This is a genomic window from Paraburkholderia sp. SUR17, from assembly GCF_029536165.1.
In the GTDB taxonomy this organism is placed as follows: domain Bacteria; phylum Pseudomonadota; class Gammaproteobacteria; order Burkholderiales; family Burkholderiaceae; genus Paraburkholderia; species Paraburkholderia kururiensis.
This window is the reverse complement of the sequence record NZ_CP120509.1, coordinates 2,221,351-2,240,438: the sequence shown is the minus strand read 5'-3', so window position 1 is coordinate 2,240,438 and position 19,088 is coordinate 2,221,351. Positions and strand designations below refer to the sequence as shown.

The 19,088-nt window shown below is 67.2% G+C and carries 16 protein-coding genes; 12 read left to right on the top strand and 4 right to left on the bottom strand.

Annotated elements, in window-relative coordinates:
- Nucleotide 1: 1 nt before the first annotated feature.
- From rbbA to P2869_RS27290, 3 genes are read right to left on the bottom strand one after another with little or no spacing between them, the layout of a single operon-like run.
- Nucleotides 2-2,788 (bottom strand): ribosome-associated ATPase/putative transporter RbbA, encoded by a 2,787-nt coding sequence (gene rbbA, locus P2869_RS27300; protein WP_277598543.1) that lies wholly within the window; start codon nucleotides 2,786-2,788, stop codon nucleotides 2-4.
- Between the two features lie 9 nt (nucleotides 2,789-2,797).
- Entirely contained in the window at nucleotides 2,798-3,871 is a 1,074-nt protein-coding gene (locus P2869_RS27295) for an efflux RND transporter periplasmic adaptor subunit (RefSeq protein ID WP_126879131.1), read from the bottom strand.
- Nucleotides 3,868-5,451 (bottom strand): efflux transporter outer membrane subunit, encoded by a 1,584-nt coding sequence (locus tag P2869_RS27290; RefSeq protein ID WP_277598542.1) that lies wholly within the window; start codon nucleotides 5,449-5,451, stop codon nucleotides 3,868-3,870. Before P2869_RS27290 ends, P2869_RS27295 begins: the two co-directional genes overlap by 4 nt.
- A 218-nt stretch (nucleotides 5,452-5,669) precedes the next feature.
- Between P2869_RS27290 and P2869_RS27285 the strand changes: the two genes are divergently transcribed.
- The 4 genes from P2869_RS27285 to P2869_RS27270 all read left to right on the top strand — a co-directional run bounded on the left by P2869_RS27285 (nucleotide 5,670) and on the right by P2869_RS27270 (nucleotide 9,778).
- Nucleotides 5,670-6,557, top strand: a complete 888-nt coding sequence (locus P2869_RS27285; protein ID WP_277598541.1) for an extracellular solute-binding protein — start codon at nucleotides 5,670-5,672, stop codon at nucleotides 6,555-6,557.
- A complete protein-coding gene (locus P2869_RS27280; protein WP_277598540.1) occupies nucleotides 6,554-8,446 on the top strand; it encodes an ATP-binding cassette domain-containing protein in 1,893 nt (630 codons plus the stop codon). The genes P2869_RS27285 and P2869_RS27280 overlap by 4 nt, the downstream gene beginning before the upstream one ends.
- A gap of 143 nt (nucleotides 8,447-8,589) precedes the next feature.
- Nucleotides 8,590-8,916 carry a DUF4148 domain-containing protein gene (locus P2869_RS27275; protein ID WP_033351106.1) on the top strand — a complete coding sequence of 109 codons (327 nt, stop codon included), beginning with the start codon at nucleotides 8,590-8,592 and terminating at the stop codon, nucleotides 8,914-8,916.
- 157 nt (nucleotides 8,917-9,073) lie between these two features.
- Nucleotides 9,074-9,778 carry a hypothetical protein gene (locus tag P2869_RS27270; RefSeq protein WP_277598539.1) on the top strand — a complete coding sequence of 235 codons (705 nt, stop codon included), beginning with the start codon at nucleotides 9,074-9,076 and terminating at the stop codon, nucleotides 9,776-9,778.
- A 13-nt stretch (nucleotides 9,779-9,791) separates the two neighbouring features.
- Here the strand turns inward: P2869_RS27270 and P2869_RS27265 are convergent, their stop codons facing one another.
- A complete protein-coding gene (locus P2869_RS27265) occupies nucleotides 9,792-10,826 on the bottom strand; it encodes a LysR substrate-binding domain-containing protein (RefSeq protein ID WP_277598538.1) in 1,035 nt (344 codons plus the stop codon).
- A gap of 199 nt (nucleotides 10,827-11,025) precedes the next feature.
- On the opposite strand from P2869_RS27265, the gene P2869_RS27260 reads away from it, so the two are divergent.
- The 8 genes from P2869_RS27260 (at nucleotide 11,026) to P2869_RS27225 (ending at nucleotide 19,033) form a co-directional block, all read left to right on the top strand.
- Nucleotides 11,026-12,093 (top strand): ABC transporter substrate-binding protein, encoded by a 1,068-nt coding sequence (locus P2869_RS27260; protein WP_277598537.1) that lies wholly within the window; start codon nucleotides 11,026-11,028, stop codon nucleotides 12,091-12,093.
- Between the two features lie 64 nt (nucleotides 12,094-12,157).
- A complete protein-coding gene (locus P2869_RS27255; protein WP_277598536.1) occupies nucleotides 12,158-13,243 on the top strand; it encodes an ABC transporter ATP-binding protein in 1,086 nt (361 codons plus the stop codon).
- Entirely contained in the window at nucleotides 13,230-14,102 is an 873-nt protein-coding gene (locus P2869_RS27250) for an ABC transporter permease (RefSeq protein ID WP_277598535.1), read from the top strand. The genes P2869_RS27255 and P2869_RS27250 overlap by 14 nt, the downstream gene beginning before the upstream one ends.
- A gap of 15 nt (nucleotides 14,103-14,117) precedes the next feature.
- On the top strand, nucleotides 14,118-14,915 hold the full coding sequence (locus tag P2869_RS27245) for an ABC transporter permease (RefSeq protein ID WP_017775212.1): 798 nt from the start codon (nucleotides 14,118-14,120) through the stop codon (nucleotides 14,913-14,915).
- Complete coding sequence (locus P2869_RS27240) at nucleotides 14,912-16,072, top strand: FAD-dependent oxidoreductase (RefSeq protein WP_277598534.1); 1,161 nt, start codon at nucleotides 14,912-14,914, stop codon at nucleotides 16,070-16,072. Before P2869_RS27245 ends, P2869_RS27240 begins: the two co-directional genes overlap by 4 nt.
- 7 nt (nucleotides 16,073-16,079) lie before the next feature.
- Nucleotides 16,080-16,448 carry a (2Fe-2S)-binding protein gene (locus tag P2869_RS27235; RefSeq protein ID WP_277598533.1) on the top strand — a complete coding sequence of 123 codons (369 nt, stop codon included), beginning with the start codon at nucleotides 16,080-16,082 and terminating at the stop codon, nucleotides 16,446-16,448.
- Complete coding sequence (locus P2869_RS27230) at nucleotides 16,438-17,844, top strand: NAD(P)/FAD-dependent oxidoreductase (RefSeq protein WP_277598532.1); 1,407 nt, start codon at nucleotides 16,438-16,440, stop codon at nucleotides 17,842-17,844. The genes P2869_RS27235 and P2869_RS27230 overlap by 11 nt, the downstream gene beginning before the upstream one ends.
- The gene (locus tag P2869_RS27225) at nucleotides 17,837-19,033 is read left to right on the top strand and encodes an FAD-binding oxidoreductase (RefSeq protein ID WP_277598531.1); all 1,197 of its coding nucleotides are present in this window, start codon (nucleotides 17,837-17,839) and stop codon (nucleotides 19,031-19,033) included. The genes P2869_RS27230 and P2869_RS27225 overlap by 8 nt, the downstream gene beginning before the upstream one ends.
- Nucleotides 19,034-19,088 lie beyond the last annotated feature (55 nt).

The window sequence follows — 19,088 nt, the reverse complement described above, 5'->3', positions numbered from 1 at the left end:
GTCAGCGGGCCTGTTTCTTCAGCAGCAGCGCGCTGGCGGTGAGTACGACCACGACGGCAATCGCGATGGGCACGAGCGAGCCGCCCAGCACTTCGATGCCAAGCCCCTTGGAAAACGTGCCGCGCGCAATCGTCACGAAATACGTGGTGGGGAACACGGTGCCCACCAGCGCGGCGGAGCCCTGCATGGCCGAGACCGGGTTGATGATGCCGCAGAAGTTCACGGCGGGCACGAGCGTGAGGATGGTGGTGCCGAACACGGCCGCCACCTGGCTGCTGATGAACGACGAGATGAAGATGCCGATGCCCGTGGAGGCCGTCACGTAGAGCAGCGACCCCAGCATGAACATGAGCAGGCTGCCCTTGAACGGCACCTGGAACACCGTGAGCGTGACGAACCACAAGAGCATGGCGCTGATCATCGCGAGCGCGACGTAGGGCGCCTGCTTGCCGAGCAGAAATTCGAGCGAGGTGGCGGGCGTCACGTAGAAATTGACGATGGAGCCCAGTTCCTTTTCGCGCACCACGCTCAAGGCCGCGAGCATCGCCGGAATCAGCATGAGCAGCAGCGGAATCATCGCCGGGGCCATGGCCACGAGGCTTTCCACGCCCGGGTTGTAGCGGTAGCGGATTTCCAGCTGGTATTGCCCTGGCATGGCCTGCTTGCCGAGCCGCTCGCGCATCTGCGCCTCGAGCCATTCCGAGTGCAGGCTTTGCACGTAGCCGCGAATGGTTTCGGCACGCTGCGCCATGGCGCCGTCTATCCACGCGGCGATCTGCACGGGGCGGCCGCGCTCGGCGTCGCGCGCGAAGTTGGGCGGAATCTCGATGGCGAGGCTGACGTCGCCGCTGCGCATGCGGCGGTCCATGTCGGCGTAGTCCTTGATGGGCGGCTTCTCCACGAAGTAGCGCGAGCCTTCGATGTTGAGCACGTAGTTCTGGCTCCCCACCGTCTGGTCGCGGTCCAGCACCGCGAACGAAAGATTGTCGACGTCGAGATTCACGCCGTAGGCCATCACGAACATGAGGATGACGCTGCCCAGCAGCGCGGTCGTGAGCCGAATGGGATCGCGCAGCAGTTCGAGCGTTTCGCGCCGCGCGAAGCTCGCCATGCGGCGAATGTCGAACGTGCTGTCAGGCCGGGACGCCGCAATGCGTTCGAGTCCGCGCGGCAACTGCGCTTCGGGTTCGGGCGGCGGCAGCGGCGCCGGTGGCGGCTCGTTGCCCATGGCGTCCTGCAGATAGCGGATGAACGCTTCTTCCAGTGTCGGTGCGTTACGGCTCGCCACGATGTTCGCGGGCGCGTCGCTCACCAGCACCTTGCCCGCATGCATGAGCGAGATGCGGTCGCAGCGTTCCGCCTCGTTCATGAAGTGCGTGGAGATGAAGATGGTGACGTTGTCCTTGCGCGCGAGGTCGATCAGGATCTGCCACAGCGCGTCGCGCGCCACGGGGTCGACGCCCGACGTGGGCTCGTCGAGAATCAGCATCTCCGGCGAATGGATCATCGCGACGCCGAGCGAAAGCCGCTGGCGGATGCCGAGCGGCAGCGCGTCGGGCAGTTCGTCCAGCACGCTCGCCAGATCGAAACGCTGCACCACTTCTTCGATGCGCGCTGCAATGGCCTCGCGCGGCAGCCGGAAAAGGCGCGCGTGAAGGTCCAGGTTCTGTCTGACCGTGAGTTCGGTATAGAGCGAGAACGATTGCGACATGTAGCCCACGCGCCGGCGCACGTCGATGTCGCTCGCGTCCACGGTGCGGCCGAACAGCGTGGCGTGGCCTTCGCTCTGCGCGAGCAGGCCCGTGAGCATCTTCATCGTGGTGGTCTTGCCGCAACCGTTCGACCCCAGAAAGCCGAAGATCTCGCCGCGCGCAATGCGAAAGCTCACGTGGTCCACGGCCACGAAGTTGCCGAAGCGCATGGTGAGGTCGTCGGCTTCGATCGCAATGTCGGCCTCTTTCGACGGATCGCGCGGCGGGATCTGAATGGCGTGATGGCCCCGGCGCTTCTCTTCGGGCAACAGCGCGATGAAGGCGGCGTCGAGCGTCGCGGTGCCCGTGCGCTCCAGCAGCGCAGCCGGGCTGCCCGTGGCCAGCACGCGGCCTGCGTCCATCGCCATCAGCCAGTCGAAGCGCGCGGCTTCTTCCATGTAGGCGGTGGCCACCATCACGCTCATGCCGGGCCGCGCGCGGCGGATCTCGTCGATCAGGTCCCAGAACTGGCGGCGCGAGAGCGGGTCCACGCCCGTGGTGGGCTCGTCGAGAATGAGCAGATCGGGGTCGTGGATCAGCGCGCAGCACAGGCTCAGCTTCTGCTTCATGCCGCCCGAGAGCTTGCCTGCGGGGCGGTCGGCAAACGGCGCGAGGCCGGTGCTTTGCAGGAGGTCGCGAATGCGCCGCTCGCGGTCCGCACGCCGGTGGCCGAACAGCCGGCCGAAGAAGTCCGCGTTCTCGAATACGGAAAGCGTGGGGTAAAGGTTCTTGCCTAGGCCCTGCGGCATGTAGGCGATGCGCGGGCAACTGGTGCGCCGGTGGTGCACGTCGGCCATATCGCCGCCCAGCACGGTCACGTGCCCGGTCTGGATGGCATGCGCGCCGGCGATCAGCGCGAGCAGGCTCGACTTGCCCACGCCGTCCGGCCCGATCAGCCCGACCATGCAGCCCGCGGGAATCTCCACGCTGACCGCATCGAGCGCCCGCACGTCGCCGTAGGTGAGCGAGACGTCGGTGAGGCTCGCGACGCAAGCCGCCTGCGCGGCGCCAACGGGCGTGGGCGAGAGAACGCTCATGAGGCGGCCTTACTGCGGCACGTTGACCGCAAGCTTCGCGGGCCACGCGGCCTTCTGGTCGATCTTGACCCACGCCACGCCGGGCACGCCGGTCTTCACGAGTTCGAGATGCTTGAGCAGCAGCGTGCGGCTGATCTGCGCCTTCACGCGGAACATCAGCTTTTCGCGCTCGCTCGTGGTTTCCACGGTTTTCGGCGTGAACTGCGCTGTGCTCGCGACGAACGTCACGGTGGCGGGTATGACCCAGCCCGGCGCGGCGTCCAGAATCAGGCGCACTTCGGCGCCCATCGCCACCTTGCCCGCCACGGTTTCGGGCAGGAAGAAGGTCATGTAGACGTCGGACAGATCGACCATGTTGAGCACGGTACCGCCTGCCGCGAGCACTTCGCCCGGCTCCGCGACGCGGTATTGCACGCGGCCGTCGCGCGGTGCCGTGAGCTGGCTGTCGTCGATGTCGGCGTTCACGCGGGCCACCGTGGCTTGCGCGGCGGCCACGTCGGAGTGTGCTGCCACCAGTTGTGCGCGCGTCGCGTCCACGGCGGCCTTCGCGGCGGCCACCTGCGCCTTCGCGGCACGCACCGTGGCGTCGGCGCTGCGCATGCGGGCGCGGTCGTCGTCGAGTTCCTGCATGGACGATGCCCCTTCGCGCGAGAGCGTTTCGGAGCGCGCCAGCTTGCGCTGCGCGGCATCGAGTTCCGCTTCGCGCTGCGCGACCACGGCCTGGGCGGCCGCCACGTCGCTTTCGCGTTGTGCGATCAGTTGCTCGACGCTCGCCGCGCTGTTCACCGCGCCGCGCTGCTTTGCCTGCGCCTCGTCGAGCTGGGCGTCGAGCACGTTCACGTCCATCTTCGCGAGCGGCTGGCCCGCTTTCACGAAGTCGCCCTCCTGCACGAAGATGCTCTCCACGCGACCGGCCAGCTTGGTGGCCACGTCGATCTGCGTGGCTTCGATGCGGCCGTTGCCGCTCGCGAAGCCGTCGCCGGGGCCGGCGTCGTGTAGACGCGTCCACGCGTAATAGCCGGCCGTGGCCGCGATCAGCACGAGTGCGGCGGCGGGCAGCAGTTTCCTCGGTTGAAGCTTCATGGCGTGGAACCCTCTTGATTGGAATCTGCGCCGGCCGGCACGCCGCCGCCCAGCGCCGCGAACAAGGCGACGCGGCTCGCCAGCAGCGCGCGGCGCGTCTGCACGAGCTGTTGCTGCGCGGCGAGCAGGTCGCGCTGCGCGTCGAGCACTTCGAGGAAGGGCGTAGCGCCCGTGTCGTAACGCAGCTTCACGAGCCGCGCCCGCTCGCTCTGCGAGGCGAGCGTGGCGCGCGCAATGCGGGTTTGCTGCTCGAGCCAGTCGCGTGCGGAAAGCGCGTCGGCCACGTCGCGAAACGCGGCCTGGATGCTCTTCTCGTATTGCGCCACCGCCTCCTGCTCGCGCGCCTTCGCGAGCTCGAGGTTGCTGCGGTTGCGGCCCGCATCGAAGATGGGCACCGAGAGATTCGGCAGGAACAGCCACGCGCCGTTGGCCGAGCTGAACAGGTCGTGCAGGCCGGTGCTCGTGGTGCCGTAGGAACTCGTGAGCGTGATGCGCGGAAAGAACGCCGCGCGCGCCGCGCCGATGTTCGCGTTGGCCGCGCGCAGCTGATGTTCGGCGGCGGCGATGTCGGGCCGGTTTTCGAGCAGATCGGACGGCAGCCCCGCGCCCAGGTCGGGCCGCACGCTGGCGTCGTTCAACGGCGCGGTGGCCGGCGACAACTGCGCGGGCGCGCCGAGCAGCAGGTCGAGCGCGTGGGCCTCGGTAGCGCGTGCCTGTTCGAGCTGAGCGTCGAGCGTTTCGGCCTGTTGCAGCAGAATTTCCGCCTGCGTGAGATCGAGCCGCGCCACGGCGCCGGTTTCGAAGCGACGGCGGACAATGCGCAGCGACTCCTGGCGGCTCGTCATGGTTTCGCGCGCCAGCGTGATGCGTTCGTCGTATTCGCGCAGGGCGAGGTAGGCGTCGGCCACCTGGGCGATCAGGCTCACGGTGACGGCGCGGCGCGAGGCGTCGCTCGCGAGGAAGTTTTCCAGCGCCGCGTCTTTGAGATTGCGCACGCGGCCCCAGAGGTCCAGCTCCCAGCTGCTTTCCATGACGCTCAGGCTGTAGAAGCTGCCCGTTATCGACGAACTGCCGCCCATGCCCGCGAGAAAGCCCGTGGGCGCGCGAAAGCGGCCATAGGTCGCGCCGGCGTTGACGGTCGGAAACTGGTCCGCGCGCTGGATGCCGTAGCTCGCGCGGGCTTCCTCCACGCGCTGCACGGCCACGCGCAGGTCGCGGTTATGCGTGAGCGCCTCGTCGATCAAGGCCTGCAGCTGTGGGTCGGGAAAGTAGTCGCGCCAGCTGATCTGATTCACCGACGAGCCGCCCGGGGACGACGCAGCCGGGGCCGACGTGTCGGCGGGCCAGGCTGCGGGCACCGGCGGGGCGGGACGTTCGTAGTGCGGCGCGAGCGAGCAGGCCGCGAGTGCGACGGTTAGCGCGGCGGCTAGTGTGGTGGCAAATGAGGTGGAAAGCGCGGGGGAAAACACAGTGGCAAGCGTGCTGGCCACGGCCGATGCCGCGGCCCGGCGCGACAGCGCGCCTGACCGTTGGCGGGTCACGTGCGGCGTTTCGGGGGCGGTGTGCAGGGGTAGTGTCATGACCGGGTCATTGCCGATGGACAGATTCGATCGAGCGCAACAGCGGGCGGCGCAACTGAATTTTTGCCTTGTCTGACTTTTGACCCTTGATCTGCGTCAGTAGCGGCATGATCGACCGTCCGGGCGACGGGCAAGGCGGGCCGGGGCGCGCACGGAATGCGCGACAGAATGTGGAAGCGTCGTAATATATCGCTCTCTATAACGGTACGGGGAAGGCCATGTTGCGCAAGCTCGTTGTTTGCGGCGTGTTGTTGAGTTCAATGTTGGGTCTCGTGGCGCCAAAGAGCGCCCGGGCGGCCGACGAGGGAACCGTCAACGTTCTCTACGCGGGCTCGCTCGTCAATCTCATGGAGCGCAGCGTCGGTCCCGCGTTCGAAAAGGAAACCGGCTTGCGCTTTCGCGGCTACGCGGCGGGGTCGAACAAGATCGCCAACGAAATTCGTGGCAAGCTGCGGCGCGGCGACGTGTTCATCAGCGCGAGCCCGAAGGTCAACGCGAGCCTGACGGGCGCGGCCAACGGCGACCACGTGAGCTGGTACGTGAACTTCGCGGAGTCGCCGCTGCTCGTCGGCTACAACCCGCAGAGCCGCTTTGCCGCGGCCTTCAAGTCGAAGCGCTGGGACCAGGTGTTGCAGGAGCCGGGCATCCGCATTGGCCGCACGGACCCGAAGCTCGACCCCAAGGGCGCGTTCACGGTTGAACTCATGACGAAGGCCGCGCAGCTGTATGGCCAGCCCGACCTCGTCGAAAAGACGCTCGGCGCGCCCGAGAACCCCAATCAGGTGCTGCCCGAAGAGACCCTGGTGGGCCGGCTGCAATCGGGCCAGCTCGATGCCGGCTTCTTCTATTCGACCGAGACCTCTGACCTCAAGATTCCCGCCGTGCACCCAGCGCCTGAATTGCAGATCAAGGCGAGCTACACGCTCACCATTCTGTCCGACGCGCCGAACCAGGCGGGCGCCACGCGCTTCGTCAACTTCCTCTTGAGCGCGCAGGGCCGTGCGCTGCTGCACGAGCATGGCGTCGACGTGATCCGCCCGAAGGTGGTCGGCAACGTGCAGGCCATGCCGTCTTCGGTGCAGGCCGTCATCGACGCCGCCCAATGAAGCGCACGGCAGGGCGGCCGCTCTTCGCGCTCGCCATCCTGCTCGCGGTCTATCTGTGCGCGCCGTTCGTGGCGAGCGTGCCGCAGATCGGGCACGCGGACTGGGCCGGCGTGGACTGGCGGGCAACGTGGTCCGCAGTAGGCGTGTCGGCTGCGAGCGCGAGCGTGGCGGCGCTCGTCATTCTGGTGGGCGGCGTGCCGCTTGGTTACTGGCTTGCGCGTTCGTCGTCGCGCGGCATGGCGCTGCTCGGCTTCGTCGTGCAGTTGCCGCTGGCGCTGCCGCCGCTCACGAGCGGCGTGCTGTTGCTGTTTCTGCTCGGCCCGTATAGCTGGATTGGCCGCCTGACGAACGGCGTGCTCACCGATTCGTTCGCGGGCATCGTGCTCGCGGAAACGTTCGTGGCCGCGCCGTTTCTGATCGTGGCGGCGCGCTCGGCGTTCGCGTCCATCGACCCCGTGTTCGAAGACGTCGCGGCCACGCTGGGGCACCGCGCGGGCAGTCGCTTCTTCCGCGTGGCGCTGCCGGTCGCATGGCCCGCGATTCGGGCGGGGCTCGCGCTCGCCTGGCTGCGCGCGTTCGGCGAATTCGGCGCGACGGTGATGGTCGCGTATCACCCGTACTCGCTGCCCGTGTACACCTACGTCGTCTTCGGTGGACAGGGCTTGCCCGCGATGATGCCGCTGCTGCTGCCCACGCTCGTGATCGCCGTGGCGTGCGCCATGCTCTCTGTGTACAGCCGCGGCGTGCGCGATACGAAGACCCTGGCGCGGCCCGCGAACGGCGACGAGGCGGCATTCGCGCCGGCGTGTTCCGTGGCGGACGCGGCGGCGCAGCGTCTGCCGATGAATCTGACGTTGAGTCTCACGAAGCATCTCGGCCCGTTCAGCCTCGACGTCCACTGGGCGCCCACGACGCGCCGCCTCGCGATCATCGGGCCTTCGGGCTCCGGCAAGTCGCTCACGCTGCGCCTCATTGCGGGCCTCGAACACAACGAAGCGGGCAGCGTGCAACTGGGCGAACGCGACCTGGGCGCGTTGCCGCCGGAGCGCCGGCAGGTGGGCTACATGCCGCAGGACTACGGGCTCTTCCCGCACATGACGGTGGCCCAGCAACTGGCCTTTCCCGTGGATGCCGATGCCGTGGGTGCGCGCTACTGGGTCGAGCATCTCGGTCTTGCCACGCTGCTCGGCAGGCTGCCGCATCAACTCTCGTTCGGCCAGCGCCAGCGCGTGGCGCTTGCGCGCGCCTTGACGCGCCACAGCCACGTGCTGCTGTTCGACGAACCGTTCTCCGCGCTGGATACGCCACGTCGCCGCCGCTTGCAGCGGTCGCTGCGCGAGTTGCAGCGCGAGCTCTCGGCGGTCACGGTGATCGTCACGCACGATCCCGACGAGGCCGCGCTGCTCGCCGACGAAGTGCTCGTGCTGGAACGTGGCCGCGTGCTCCAGGCGGGCACGGTGGAGCACGTCTTCAGCCGGCCGGCGAACATGCGCGTGGCGGACCTGCTGGGGCTGCGCAACGTGGGCAGCGGCGTGATGCGTGCGCCGGGCGTGATCGAGGTGAACGAACGGCTCGCCATCGAAACGTCGGACCGATCCATCGCGGTGGGCGAGCACGTGATGTGGCGTGTGACGTCGCGCGCCGTGCGGCTCGAAGAGGGGTCGTGTGGGTTCGACGCGCGGGTGGAATCCGTTGAACTGCGCAACGGGGAGCGCTTTGCGCGCGTGGAGGTGGCGGGCGTGTCGTTCGATTTCGCGGCGGGCGAGACGGCGCTCGTGGAGCAGGCGCCTTGCCGGGTGGTGGTCGAGGCCGAAGGGGTGGGGGTGTGGAGGCAGGAAGGGCACGCAGGCGTGACGGCGCAGTCTTGCACGTCGCTAGCGCCGGTTTAGATAACAAACTTGTAATCCACGGGTCAGCTTCCGGACAGTGCGGGAACACCAGAATGGGTACAACTCTTCACCGACCACAGCGTGGAGAGCCCGAAGGCCGGTCCATGGTGGACACGGCCGCTATGCTCCCGGAGGTGAATACCATGAAGACCCTGATCCGTGCCCTGCTGCTCTCCTGCGCCCTGAGCGCGCCCGTCCTTGCTTTCGCGCAGACCGCGAATGCGCCCGTCACGCGTGCCGAAGTGCGTGCCGATCTGATTCAGGTGGAAAAGGCCGGCTATCGGCCTGGCAACAACGACGTGCACTACCCGTCCGACATCCAGGCCGCCGAAGCGAAGGTGGCCGCGCAGGACGACAGCACGCTCGCCATGCAGTCGATGGGCGGCATGGCGGCGGGTAGCGCGCAATCCGGCGTGGCCGCCGCATCCTCCACGACCACCAGCACGCCGTCGCTCTTCCTGCACCATTGAGCCGCGACCGCGCGCCACGCCGTGTTTCGTCAGAGAAGCGCGTGGCGCGCCACCCAGGCCATGCACCACACATCCCGCATGGCGCCTAAAATCAGGAACACCGCCGGTCCGTATCTGGCATCCGGCACGCGGGTTCTTCTCCTGAGGACAGGCAGCCATGAATGCTCGAGACGTCCGTTTAGTTCGACCTCTCGCCGCGGCGTTGTCCGCGGCTGCTCTCGTTACGTCCGTCTCGCTCGCCTCATGCAACGGCACGGCGTGCTTCGGCATGGATAGCTGCGGCGGCGGCACAGGCCCGCTGCCGAGCGTCGGCGTTTCGGGCACGGCCGCGACGGGCCGGGCGCTCGCCGGCGCCGCGGTGAGTTTCGGTTGCGCGGACGGTTCCGCCTCCACCACATCGGACAGCGGCGGGCGTTACAGCGTCACGTTCAATGCCTCGCTTCCCTGCATTCTGGCCGCAAGCTCGGCCGGCACGACGCTGCATTCGGTGGTCTTCGCAGGCGGCACGATCAACACGACGCCGGAGACCGAACTCATGCTCGTCTACCTCGCGGCGCAACTCGGCACATCGGTGAGCGGTCTTGTCGCCAGCTTGCCGAACAATACGCACTTCCAGCAGGCGCTTTCGAACGGGACTAACGTGCTGGCGGCGCAGTCCGCCGTGGTCGCGAACCTTCAGCAGCGCTACACCGTGACGCTTGCGCAGCCGTCGTTTCTCACGACGCCGTTCGTCGTGGGGCAGCCTGGCGTGGATAGCGACCTCGATGCGCTCGCGAAGGCGGGCGCGATCGATTCCAATGGCCTGCCCGATGCCGCGGCCGTTTCGTTGCTGGCCCAGGCGGGCAGTGCGCATCCGCTGTAGCTAGCGGCAGCACTCAGCCCGCGGACCGCAGACGCCGCGCGGGCGCCGATTTAACCGCACGGCTGCCATTGCGGTTGCCACTGCGGTCGTTGCTGCGGTTATCACTGCCGCTGCCGCGTGGCTGACCCGCTCGGCCTTCCGTCACCTTCATCTTCATTTCATCCAGCAATTCCTCGTGCAACTCGCGCAGCACCTTGACGAACGCAGAGGCCAGCCTGTCGCGCGGACGGTTCGGCGGAAACAGCAGATAGGTGGGAAACAGCACCGCGGGCGAGAACGGACGAATTGCGATATCCGGCCCCGCGAAGTCGCGCGCCACGATGGGATGCGCGAGCGTGACACCCAGTCCGCAGCGCACCAGCTCGCAACAGATCGCGGTGTACTGCGCCTCGATGGCGAGCACCCGTTCCACGCCCGCACGCAGAAACACCTCGTCCATCTGCGTGCGCGTGCCGTCCCCCTGGCATAGCGAAATGAACGACTCGCCTTGCAGATCCGCGGGGCGAATCACGGCCTTCTTCGCGAGCCGGTGGTTGGCGGGCAGCACGCACAGTGCGGGCACTTTCGAGAGCGGCTCCACTTCGCAGTTCGATGCTTCGCTAATGTAGACCGCTACGCCCAGGTCGCAGAACTGCGAGGCCGTCCAGTGATTCACGGTGCCCGACGTGTTCACATGCAGCGACACCGTGACCTCCGGATAAAGCTTCTGAAACCGCTTGATGGCATGCGGCACGAGCGTGAGCCCGGCCGAGGGCATGGCCGCAATGCGCAGGCGCCCCGTGCCCAGGTTGCGGATCTGCGCCGCCGCATTCGTGAGCCCTTGCAGGCCCACATACGCGCGCTCCACTTCGCGGAAGAACGCGGTGCCTTCGCTCGTCGGAATGAGGCGGGCGCCCGTGCGCTGAAACAGCGTGAGCCCGGTCTCGCGTTCCAGCTGCGAAATCAGGCGGCTCACGTTCGGCTGCGAGGTGAAGAGCGCCTTGGCTGCCGCGGTCATGGACCCTGCCACCATCACCGCCCGAAATGCCTCGATGTGCTTGAGATTCAACGTTGGTTCTCCTGTTTCCGTGCGACCGCACGCCCGTATTCACATGCGTCGGGGCAAACCCTGGGGTATATCAACCCTGCATAGGTCGGTATTTTATTCGTATTGGACGATATGGGTTGCTGCGCGCGAGACTTCGATGCATCGGCGGGAGGTACACAGCCGAACCACCGCTCCCCACATACGAATGGAGATCGCCGTCATGAACAAAGCGTTGCGCCACCGTTCCCTTTCATTGCCGCACGTGCTTGCCGCCGCGCTGGCCGTCGCCGGCGTCTTCGCCACGACGCTTGCCGCGCAGGCCGAAACCACGCTGTACGTCGCCAACGTCGGCGGCTCCAACGAGCAGCTCTATCGCCAGAAGATCATTCCGCCGTTCGAGAAAGCGCATGACGTGAAGATCGTCTACGTCGCGGGCAACTCCAGCGACACGCTCGCGAAACTGCAGGCGCAAAAGGGCCACCAGCAGATCAACGTCGCCGTGATGGATGACGGCCCCATGTACCAGGCTATGCAACTCGGCCTGTGCGCGAAGGTGGACGACGCGCCCGTCATGAAAGACCTCTATCCGCTCGCACGCCTGGGCGCGACGGCGGTGGGCGTGGGCATGGTGGCAACGGGCATCGGCTACAACGAACAGGCGTTCAAGAAGCTGGGCCTGCCCGCGCCGGATTCGTGGAAGGTGCTGGAAGACCCGCATGTGAAGGGCAAGCTCGGCGTGCCGCCCATCACGAACACCTACGGTCTGCACACGCTCGTGATGCTCGCGCGCATGAACGGCGGCGGCGAAAAGAACATCGACCCCGGCTTCACCGCGATGACGAAGCAGGTCGCGCCCAACGTGCTTTCGTGGGCGCCCACGCCCGGCGAAATGGACGGACTCATGCAGTCCGGCGACGTGATCGTCGCGCCCTACGGCAGCGGTCGCGCGGTGGCGCTGCAAAACACGGGCTTCCCGCTCAAGTTCATTTACCCGAAGGAAGGCGGCGTCGCGCTGCAGGTGGCCGCCTGCGTGCTCGCGGAAAACGCGCAGCCGCAGCTTTCGCAGCAGTTCGTGCAGTACCTGCTGAGCCCCGAAGTGCAGGTGTTGCAGGCGCAGGGCATTGGCCTCGGTCCCGTGAACAAGACCGTGAAGCTTTCGCCCGACGTTGCCGCACGTGTGCCGTATGGCCCCGATCAGATCGCGAAGCTCACGACAATGGATTGGACCACGATCAATCAGCATCGCACCGAGTGGACCGAACGCTGGAACCGTTCGGTCGAGCGGTGAGCGGCACATCGCATGCAAACGCGCGCCGCGTGCGCGCCCGTGCTTCCGGCAAGGATGAACGTTGATGAGCTTCCTGACCCTGCAAGGCATTTCCAAACGCTACGGCGACTTCACGGCGATCGAGCACATCGATCTTTCGGTTGAGCGCGGCGAGTTTCTCTCGCTGCTCGGGCCGTCGGGCTGTGGCAAGACGACGACGCTGCAGATGGTGGCGGGCTTCGTCTCGCCCACGACGGGCCGCATCACGCTCGATGGCCGCGACATTACGCATGAGCGCCCCGAAAGGCGCGGCATCGGCGTGGTGTTCCAGAGCTACGCGCTGTTTCCGCACATGACGGTGGCGGGCAACGTCGGCTTCGGCCTGGAAATGCGCAAGATGAAGCGCGCGCAGCGCGAGGAGCGCATTGCCGAGGCACTCGAACTCGTGCGGCTGCGCGGGCTCGACGCGCGCTATCCGAAGGAGCTGTCGGGCGGCCAGCGGCAGCGCGTGGCGATTGCGCGCGCCATCGCGATGCAGCCCGAACTGCTGTTGCTCGACGAACCGATGTCGAACCTCGATGCGAAGCTGCGCGAGGAGATGCACATCGAACTGCGTGCCATCCAGAAGCGGCTCGGCATTACCACGATCCTCGTCACGCACGATCAGGTGGAAGCGATGACGATGAGCGACCGCATCGCCGTGATGCACGGCGGCAAGATTGCGCAACTCAGCACGCCATTCGATGCCTACGAGCGGCCCGCCACGCCGTTCGCGTCCACGTTCCTTGGCCGCACCAACACGCTGCAAGGCGAGGTGCTGCGCCGCAATCCGCGCTGCGCTGAAGTGGCGGTGGCGGGCACCACGCTGCACGTGCCGCACGAAGGGCGTCACGTGGATGGCGCGGTGAACGTCTATATCCGGCCCGAAAAGGTGCGGCTCGTGAACGGCGATGCGCGTGCGGGCGATGGACGGTTGATCGGCCGCGTCGTGACGCGTGTGTTCGTCGGCAATCAATGGTTGCTTGTGGTGGACACGGCGCTGGGCCGCATGCACGTGGCGCAGCCCAACTACGGCGCACCGCCGCCGGACGAAGGCCACGAAGTCGCACTCGCCTGGACCGACGACGACCTGCGCGTGCTGGGCCGGGAGGACACGCATGGCCACGCTTGACGACCCGCGCGGCGGTGCCGCGCCCTGGCTGCTCTCCGCGCCCGCGCTGCTGCTTTTTGTGGGACTGCTGTTCGTGCCGCTGCTGCTCACGTTCATGCTCTCGTTTCACGTGTTCAGCGACGTGGCCGGCGTGCAGCCCGGCTATACGTGGAGCAATTACCTCGAAGTCGTGACGGACCCGTACTACGGCACGATCTTCCTGCGCACGGCCGGTCTCGCGTTTGCCGTGACGCTGCTCTCCATCGTGCTCGGCGTGCCGGAAACCATCGTGCTCGCGCGCATGCGCCGGCCGTGGCAGTCCATCTGTCTGCTGATCGTGCTGGGGCCGCTGCTCATTTCAGTCGTGGTGCGCACGCTGGGCTGGCAGATCCTGCTCGGCAACAACGGTGTGATCAACAGCGTGCTGCGCGCGCTCGACGTGACCGACGAACCTATCCGCTTCGTCTTCACGATGACCGGCGTGATCATCGCGCTTACGCACGTGCTGGTGCCGTTCATGGTGATGTCAGTGTGGGCCACGCTGCAAAAGCTCGATCCGCAGGTGGAATGGGCAGGGCGTTCGCTGGGGGCATCGCCGCTGCGCGTGTTTCGTCGCGTGGTGCTGCCGCAGATTCTGCCGGGTGTGCTCTCGGGTTCCATCATCGTGTTCGCACTGTCGGCCTCGGCGTTTGCCACGCCCGCGCTGATCGGCGGGCGGCGCCTGAAAGTGGTGGCCACGGCCGCCTACGACGAATTTCTCGGCACGCTGAACTGGCCGCTCGGCGCGAGCATCGCGGTGCTGCTGCTGATGGCGAACGTGGCGATCGTGATGGGGTGCAGCCGCCTCGCCGAACGTCGTTTCAAGCACATCTTCGACTAGCGCCACGGAGACGCCATGAAACAGAACGGATTCCTGGGCCTTGCCTACAACGCGTTGTTTCTCACGTTCATTCTTGCGCCGCTCGTCGTCGTGATGCTGGTCGCGTTCACGGACAAGGGCTATATCTCGATGCCTTTTGACGGCGCCTCGCTGCGCTGGTTTCGCGCGATCCTGGAAAACGGCGACATCGTCTCGGCCTTCTGGCTTTCGGTGCGGCTCGCGTTCGCGGCGGCCACCATCGGCGTGGTGCTCGCGGTGCCCGCGGCGCTCGCGATTGCGCGCTACCGCTTTCCGGGCCGCGGCGCGCTGATGGGCTTCTTCCTCTCGCCCATGATGATTCCCGCTGTCGTGCTCGGCATCGCGTTTCTGCGCTTTCTTTCGCTGCTGAAGCTGGGCGGCTCGTTCTGGGCGCTCGTCGCCACGCACGTGGTGATCGTGCTGCCGTATGCACTGCGGCTGGCGCTTTCGTCTGCGGTGGGGCTTGACCGCGACGCGGAGCGTGCCGCGCTTTCGTGCGGCGCAAGCCGCTTCACCGCGTTTCGCCGCGTCGTGCTGCCGATGATCCGCACGGGCGTGGCGGGCGGCTGGCTGCTCTCGTTCATCCAGAGCTTCGACGAACTCACGATGACCATTTTCGTCGCGACGCCGGGCACCACGACACTGCCCGTCGCCATGTACAACCAGATCGCGCAGACCATCGATCCGCTCGTCACGTCGGTGTCGGCGGTGCTGATCGTGGGCACCGTCGTGCTGATGGTGGTGCTTGACCGGCTGGTGGGCCTCGATCGCATCCTGATTGGAGAAGTTCGATGACGTCTGCTGTGCAAACCAGCGTCAGCACAAGCGCCGACGTGCTCGTCGTGGGCGGCGGTCTCGTCGGCTCCGCCGTGGCCTATGGCCTTGCCCGCGAAGGCGCACGCGTGACCGTGCTCGATGAAGACGACGGCGGCTTTCGCGCGTCGCGTGGCAACTTCGGCCTCGTGTGGATTCAGGGCAAGGGCTACGGGCTTTCGCCGTATGCGCGCTGGTCGCGCAGTTCGGCGACGCGCTGGCCGTCGCTGGCGGCGGCGTTGCTCGAAGAAAGCGGCGTGGACGTTGCGTTGCGCCAGCCCGGCGGCTTCCACTTCTGCTTTTCCGACGACGAACTCGCCGAGCGCGAGCGGCGCCTTGCCACCTTGCGCGACGAACTGGGCGAGTACCCGTTCGAAATGCTCGATCACCGCGAAGTGCGCGAGCGGTTGCCCGACGTAGGCCCCGCCGTGCTGGGCGCGAGCTACACGCCGATGGACGGCCACGTGAATCCGCTCAAGCTGCTGCGCGCACTGCACGTGAGCATGCAGCGGCGCGGCGTGCGGCTCGTGTCGGGCGAGCACGTTGCGCGCATCGATGCGGCGCCAGGCACGCAGGGCGGCTTCGTCGTGCACGGCCGGCATGGCACGTATCGCGCGGCGCGCCTCGTGCTGGCCGCGGGGCTCGGCAATCGCGCGCTCGCACCGCTGGTCGGACTCCATGCACCCGTGGCGCCGAATCGCGGCCAGGTGCTGGTCAGCGAACGCGTCGCACCGTTCCTTCACTACCCGACGCTGAACGTGCGGCAGACCGACGAAGGCACCGTGCAATTCGGCGATTCGATGGAAGAGGTCGGCTTCAACGACTTCACGACCACGCGCGTGCTGAGCGACATCGCACAACGCGGCGTGCGTGCGTTTCCGATGCTGCGTCACGTGCGCCTCGTGCGCATGTGGGCCGCGCTGCGCGTCTACAGCCCCGACGGTTTTCCGATCTACGACCAGTCCGAAGCGCATCCGGGCGCGTTCGTCGTGACGTGCCACAGCGGCGTGACGCTCGCGGCCGCCCACGCGCTGCGCATTGCCCCGTGGATTGCCGGGGCACATCCCATGCCCGACGAACTGCCGGCTTTCTCCGCGCGCCGCTTCGAAGACGCAGCTGAACCGATCCTCGCTCACTGAAACCGACATGACTTCTCAAACTGCTTATCCGCTGTTCAAGCCGCTGCCGGCCGAAGGCGCAACGCACGAAACCGCGCTCGCGCGCATCTGGTTCAACGACCAGCCGCTTGCCGTGCCCACGGGTCGGTCCGTGGCCGCCGCGCTGCTCGCGGCGGGCGTGTCGCGGTTTCGCGCGACGCCTGTCTCGGGTTCGCCGCGTGCGCCGTACTGCATGATGGGCGCGTGCTTCGAATGCCTCGTGGAAATAGACGGCGTGCCCAGCCGCCAAAGCTGCATGGTGGAAGTGAAGGACGGCATGCGCATCCGCTCCCAGGAAGGCGCGCGCGATTTGCCGCCCGTGAATGCCGACTTGCCGGAGACCGTTCATGGCCGCTGATTTCGCTTCGGAAAACGTCGACGTCGTCGTAGTGGGCGCCGGTCCCGCGGGCATGAGCGCGGCCACGCGCGCGGCGCGTGCGGGCCTTTCGGTGGTGCTGCTCGACGAGCAAGACGCCGTGGGCGGCCAGATCTATCGCGCCATTGGCCGCGCCGACGCGCAGCGCAAAGAGATTCTGGGCCCCGACTACGCAGCCGGTGCGTCGATTGCCGATGCGTTTGCGCAATCGGGCGCGCGGCACGTGGCGAATGCGTCGGTGTGGCAGGTCACGCGCGAGCACGCGGTCCACTACTTGAAGGACGGCAAGGTGGGCAGCTTCGAGGCGAAGCGCGTGATTCTCGCGAGCGGTGCGCTGGAGCGGCCGTTTCCCATTCCGGGCTGGACGCTGCCCGGCGTCATGACGGCGGGCGCGGCGCAGATCCTGCTGAAGAGCGCGGGCGAGGTGCCTGCTTCGGCGCCTGTGCTTGCGGGCTGCGGACCGCTGCTGTACCTGCTCGGCTGGCAGTACGTACGTGCAGGCGTGCCCATTCGCGCGCTCGTCGATACGACGCGGCACGAGGACCGTTGGCGCGCGAAGCGGCATCTGCTCTCGGCGCTGCGCGCGTGGCCGTTTCTCAGCAAGGGCCTGCACCTGATCCGCACGCTGCGCGAGGCGCGCGTGCCCATCTACGAAGCTGCGGACAACCTCAGCGTGGAGGGCAAAGCGGACAGTAACGGCGTGCAGCGTGCCACAGCGCTTTCGTTCACGAGCCAGGGGCACACGCATCGCATCGAAGCCGACGTGATTCTGCTGCATCAGGGCGTGGTGCCCAATACGCAATTCACGCAGGCGTTGCGAGCAACGCATCGCTGGAACGACGCGCAACTCTGCTTCACCCCGCAGGTGGACGCATGGGGCGAACTCGACGTGCCCGGCATCTTCGTGGCGGGCGACGGCGCCGGCATTGGCGGCGCGCAGGCCGCGGCGGAGCAGGGCACGCTCGCGGCGCTTGCCGCTACGGCGCAACTGGGTGCCATCGATACCGCTACGCGCGACCGCGAGGCCGCCGTGCATCGCGCGGCGCTGGAACGTGTGATGCGCATTCGTCCGTTCCTCGACAGCCTCTACCGGCCACGCGACGCGAACCGCATTCCCGCGGACAGCACCGTGGTCTGCCGCTGCGAGGAAGTGACGGCGGGCGAGCTGCGCGGCTTCGTGGCGCTGGGCTGCGTGGGCCCGAACCAGGCGAAGTCGTTCGGCCGCTGCGGCATGGGGCCGTGCCAGGGGCGCATGTGCGGGCTCACCGTGACCGAGGTCATCGCGGATGCGCGCAAGGTGTCGCCCGAGGAAGTGGGCTACTACCGCATTCGTCCGCCTATCAAGCCGCTTACGCTGGGAGAGCTTGCCGGTGAATGACGCCATTGCTCTTGCTGCGAACGTCGTGGAGGAAGCCGACGTCCTCGTGATCGGCGGCGGCTTGCACGGCACGAGCAGCGCGTTTCACCTCGCACGACGCGGTGCGAGTGTGATCGTGCTGGAAGCCGACTACGTGGCACGCCATTCGTCGGGCGTGAATGCGGGTGGCGTGCGTACCTTGGGCCGGCCGTTGCCCGAGATTCCGCTTGCGCTCATGTCGCGCGAGATCTGGCATGCGCTGCGCGACACCGTGGGCGACGACGGCGGCTTCGTTCCCTCAGGGCAACTGAAGATTGCCGAGACCGACGCCGAACTCGATGAATGCCGCGAGCGCGTGGCCTTGCTCGAAGCGCACGGCTTCACGCACGAGAAGATCGTGGATCGCGAGACTGTGCTCGCCTTGGAGCCCGCGCTCGCAAAGCACGTGACGGGCGGCATCTGGGTGGAGCGCGACGGTTACGCGTTGCCGTTTCGCACCACAACCGCGTTTCGTCTCGCGGCGCAACGCCACGGCGTGCGCTTTCACGAAGGCACGCCCGTGACGCGCATCGAGCCGCGCGGATCGCGCTGGATGGCTCACACCGCGCGCGGTGTGTTCGCGGCGCAGAAGCTGCTGGTGGCGGCCGGTGCGTGGTCGGGCGAACTGGCGCGGCAGGCGGGCGAGCCAGTGCCCGTGCATCCCGAAGGGCTCATGCTGATGGTCACGCATCGCGTGGCGCCGTTCTGCCGCGCGACGCTGGGCGCCACAGGCCGGCCGCTGTCGTTCAAGCAGTTCGACAACGGTACCGTGGTGATTGGCGGCAAGCTGATCGGTATCGCAGATCTGCCGGGGCGCCACGGCGAAGTGGACTTTCTGAGGCTCGTGAAGAGCGCGCAGACCGTGGTGGACCTGTTTCCGCACTTGAGGCATCTGGGCATCAACCGCGCGTGGGCCGGCGTGGAAGCGTTCACGGACGATTCGCTGCCGGTCATCTCGGCAAGCCGTACCGCGTCGAACCTCTACTACTCGTTCGGCTATTGCGGCAGCGGCTTTCAGCTGGGGCCGGGCTGCGGACGTCTGGTGTCCGAACTGATGCTGGACGGCGAGGCGTCGTTGCCGCTGGACGCGTTCAGGATCGATCGCTTCGATGCGGCGGCGCCTGCGTCTGCAGAGGTTGAAGGTGCCAATGCCCACGTCGCCGCGCATTGAGCGGTAGACGGGTCGCCTTTTCAATCCTCTTTCAATCCTTTCTCATGCGTGCTGC

What these genes read in the sequence shown, in the direction of transcription:
- P2869_RS27235 (WP_277598533.1), top strand. Translation starts at nt 16,080, where the DNA reads ATGACTTCTCAAACTGCTTATCCGCTGTTCAAGCCGCTGCCGGCCGAA.
- P2869_RS27255 (WP_277598536.1), top strand. Translation starts at nt 12,158, where the DNA reads ATGAGCTTCCTGACCCTGCAAGGCATTTCCAAACGCTACGGCGACTTC.
- P2869_RS27275 (WP_033351106.1), top strand. Translation starts at nt 8,590, where the DNA reads ATGAAGACCCTGATCCGTGCCCTGCTGCTCTCCTGCGCCCTGAGCGCG.
- P2869_RS27285 (WP_277598541.1), top strand. Translation starts at nt 5,670, where the DNA reads ATGTTGCGCAAGCTCGTTGTTTGCGGCGTGTTGTTGAGTTCAATGTTG.
- P2869_RS27280 (WP_277598540.1), top strand. Translation starts at nt 6,554, where the DNA reads ATGAAGCGCACGGCAGGGCGGCCGCTCTTCGCGCTCGCCATCCTGCTC.
- P2869_RS27245 (WP_017775212.1), top strand. Translation starts at nt 14,118, where the DNA reads ATGAAACAGAACGGATTCCTGGGCCTTGCCTACAACGCGTTGTTTCTC.
- P2869_RS27295 (WP_126879131.1), bottom strand. Translation starts at nt 3,871, where the DNA reads ATGAAGCTTCAACCGAGGAAACTGCTGCCCGCCGCCGCACTCGTGCTG.
- P2869_RS27270 (WP_277598539.1), top strand. Translation starts at nt 9,074, where the DNA reads ATGAATGCTCGAGACGTCCGTTTAGTTCGACCTCTCGCCGCGGCGTTG.
- P2869_RS27240 (WP_277598534.1), top strand. Translation starts at nt 14,912, where the DNA reads ATGACGTCTGCTGTGCAAACCAGCGTCAGCACAAGCGCCGACGTGCTC.
- rbbA (WP_277598543.1), bottom strand. Translation starts at nt 2,788, where the DNA reads ATGAGCGTTCTCTCGCCCACGCCCGTTGGCGCCGCGCAGGCGGCTTGC.
- P2869_RS27260 (WP_277598537.1), top strand. Translation starts at nt 11,026, where the DNA reads ATGAACAAAGCGTTGCGCCACCGTTCCCTTTCATTGCCGCACGTGCTT.
- P2869_RS27290 (WP_277598542.1), bottom strand. Translation starts at nt 5,451, where the DNA reads ATGACACTACCCCTGCACACCGCCCCCGAAACGCCGCACGTGACCCGC.
- P2869_RS27230 (WP_277598532.1), top strand. Translation starts at nt 16,438, where the DNA reads ATGGCCGCTGATTTCGCTTCGGAAAACGTCGACGTCGTCGTAGTGGGC.
- P2869_RS27250 (WP_277598535.1), top strand. Translation starts at nt 13,230, where the DNA reads ATGGCCACGCTTGACGACCCGCGCGGCGGTGCCGCGCCCTGGCTGCTC.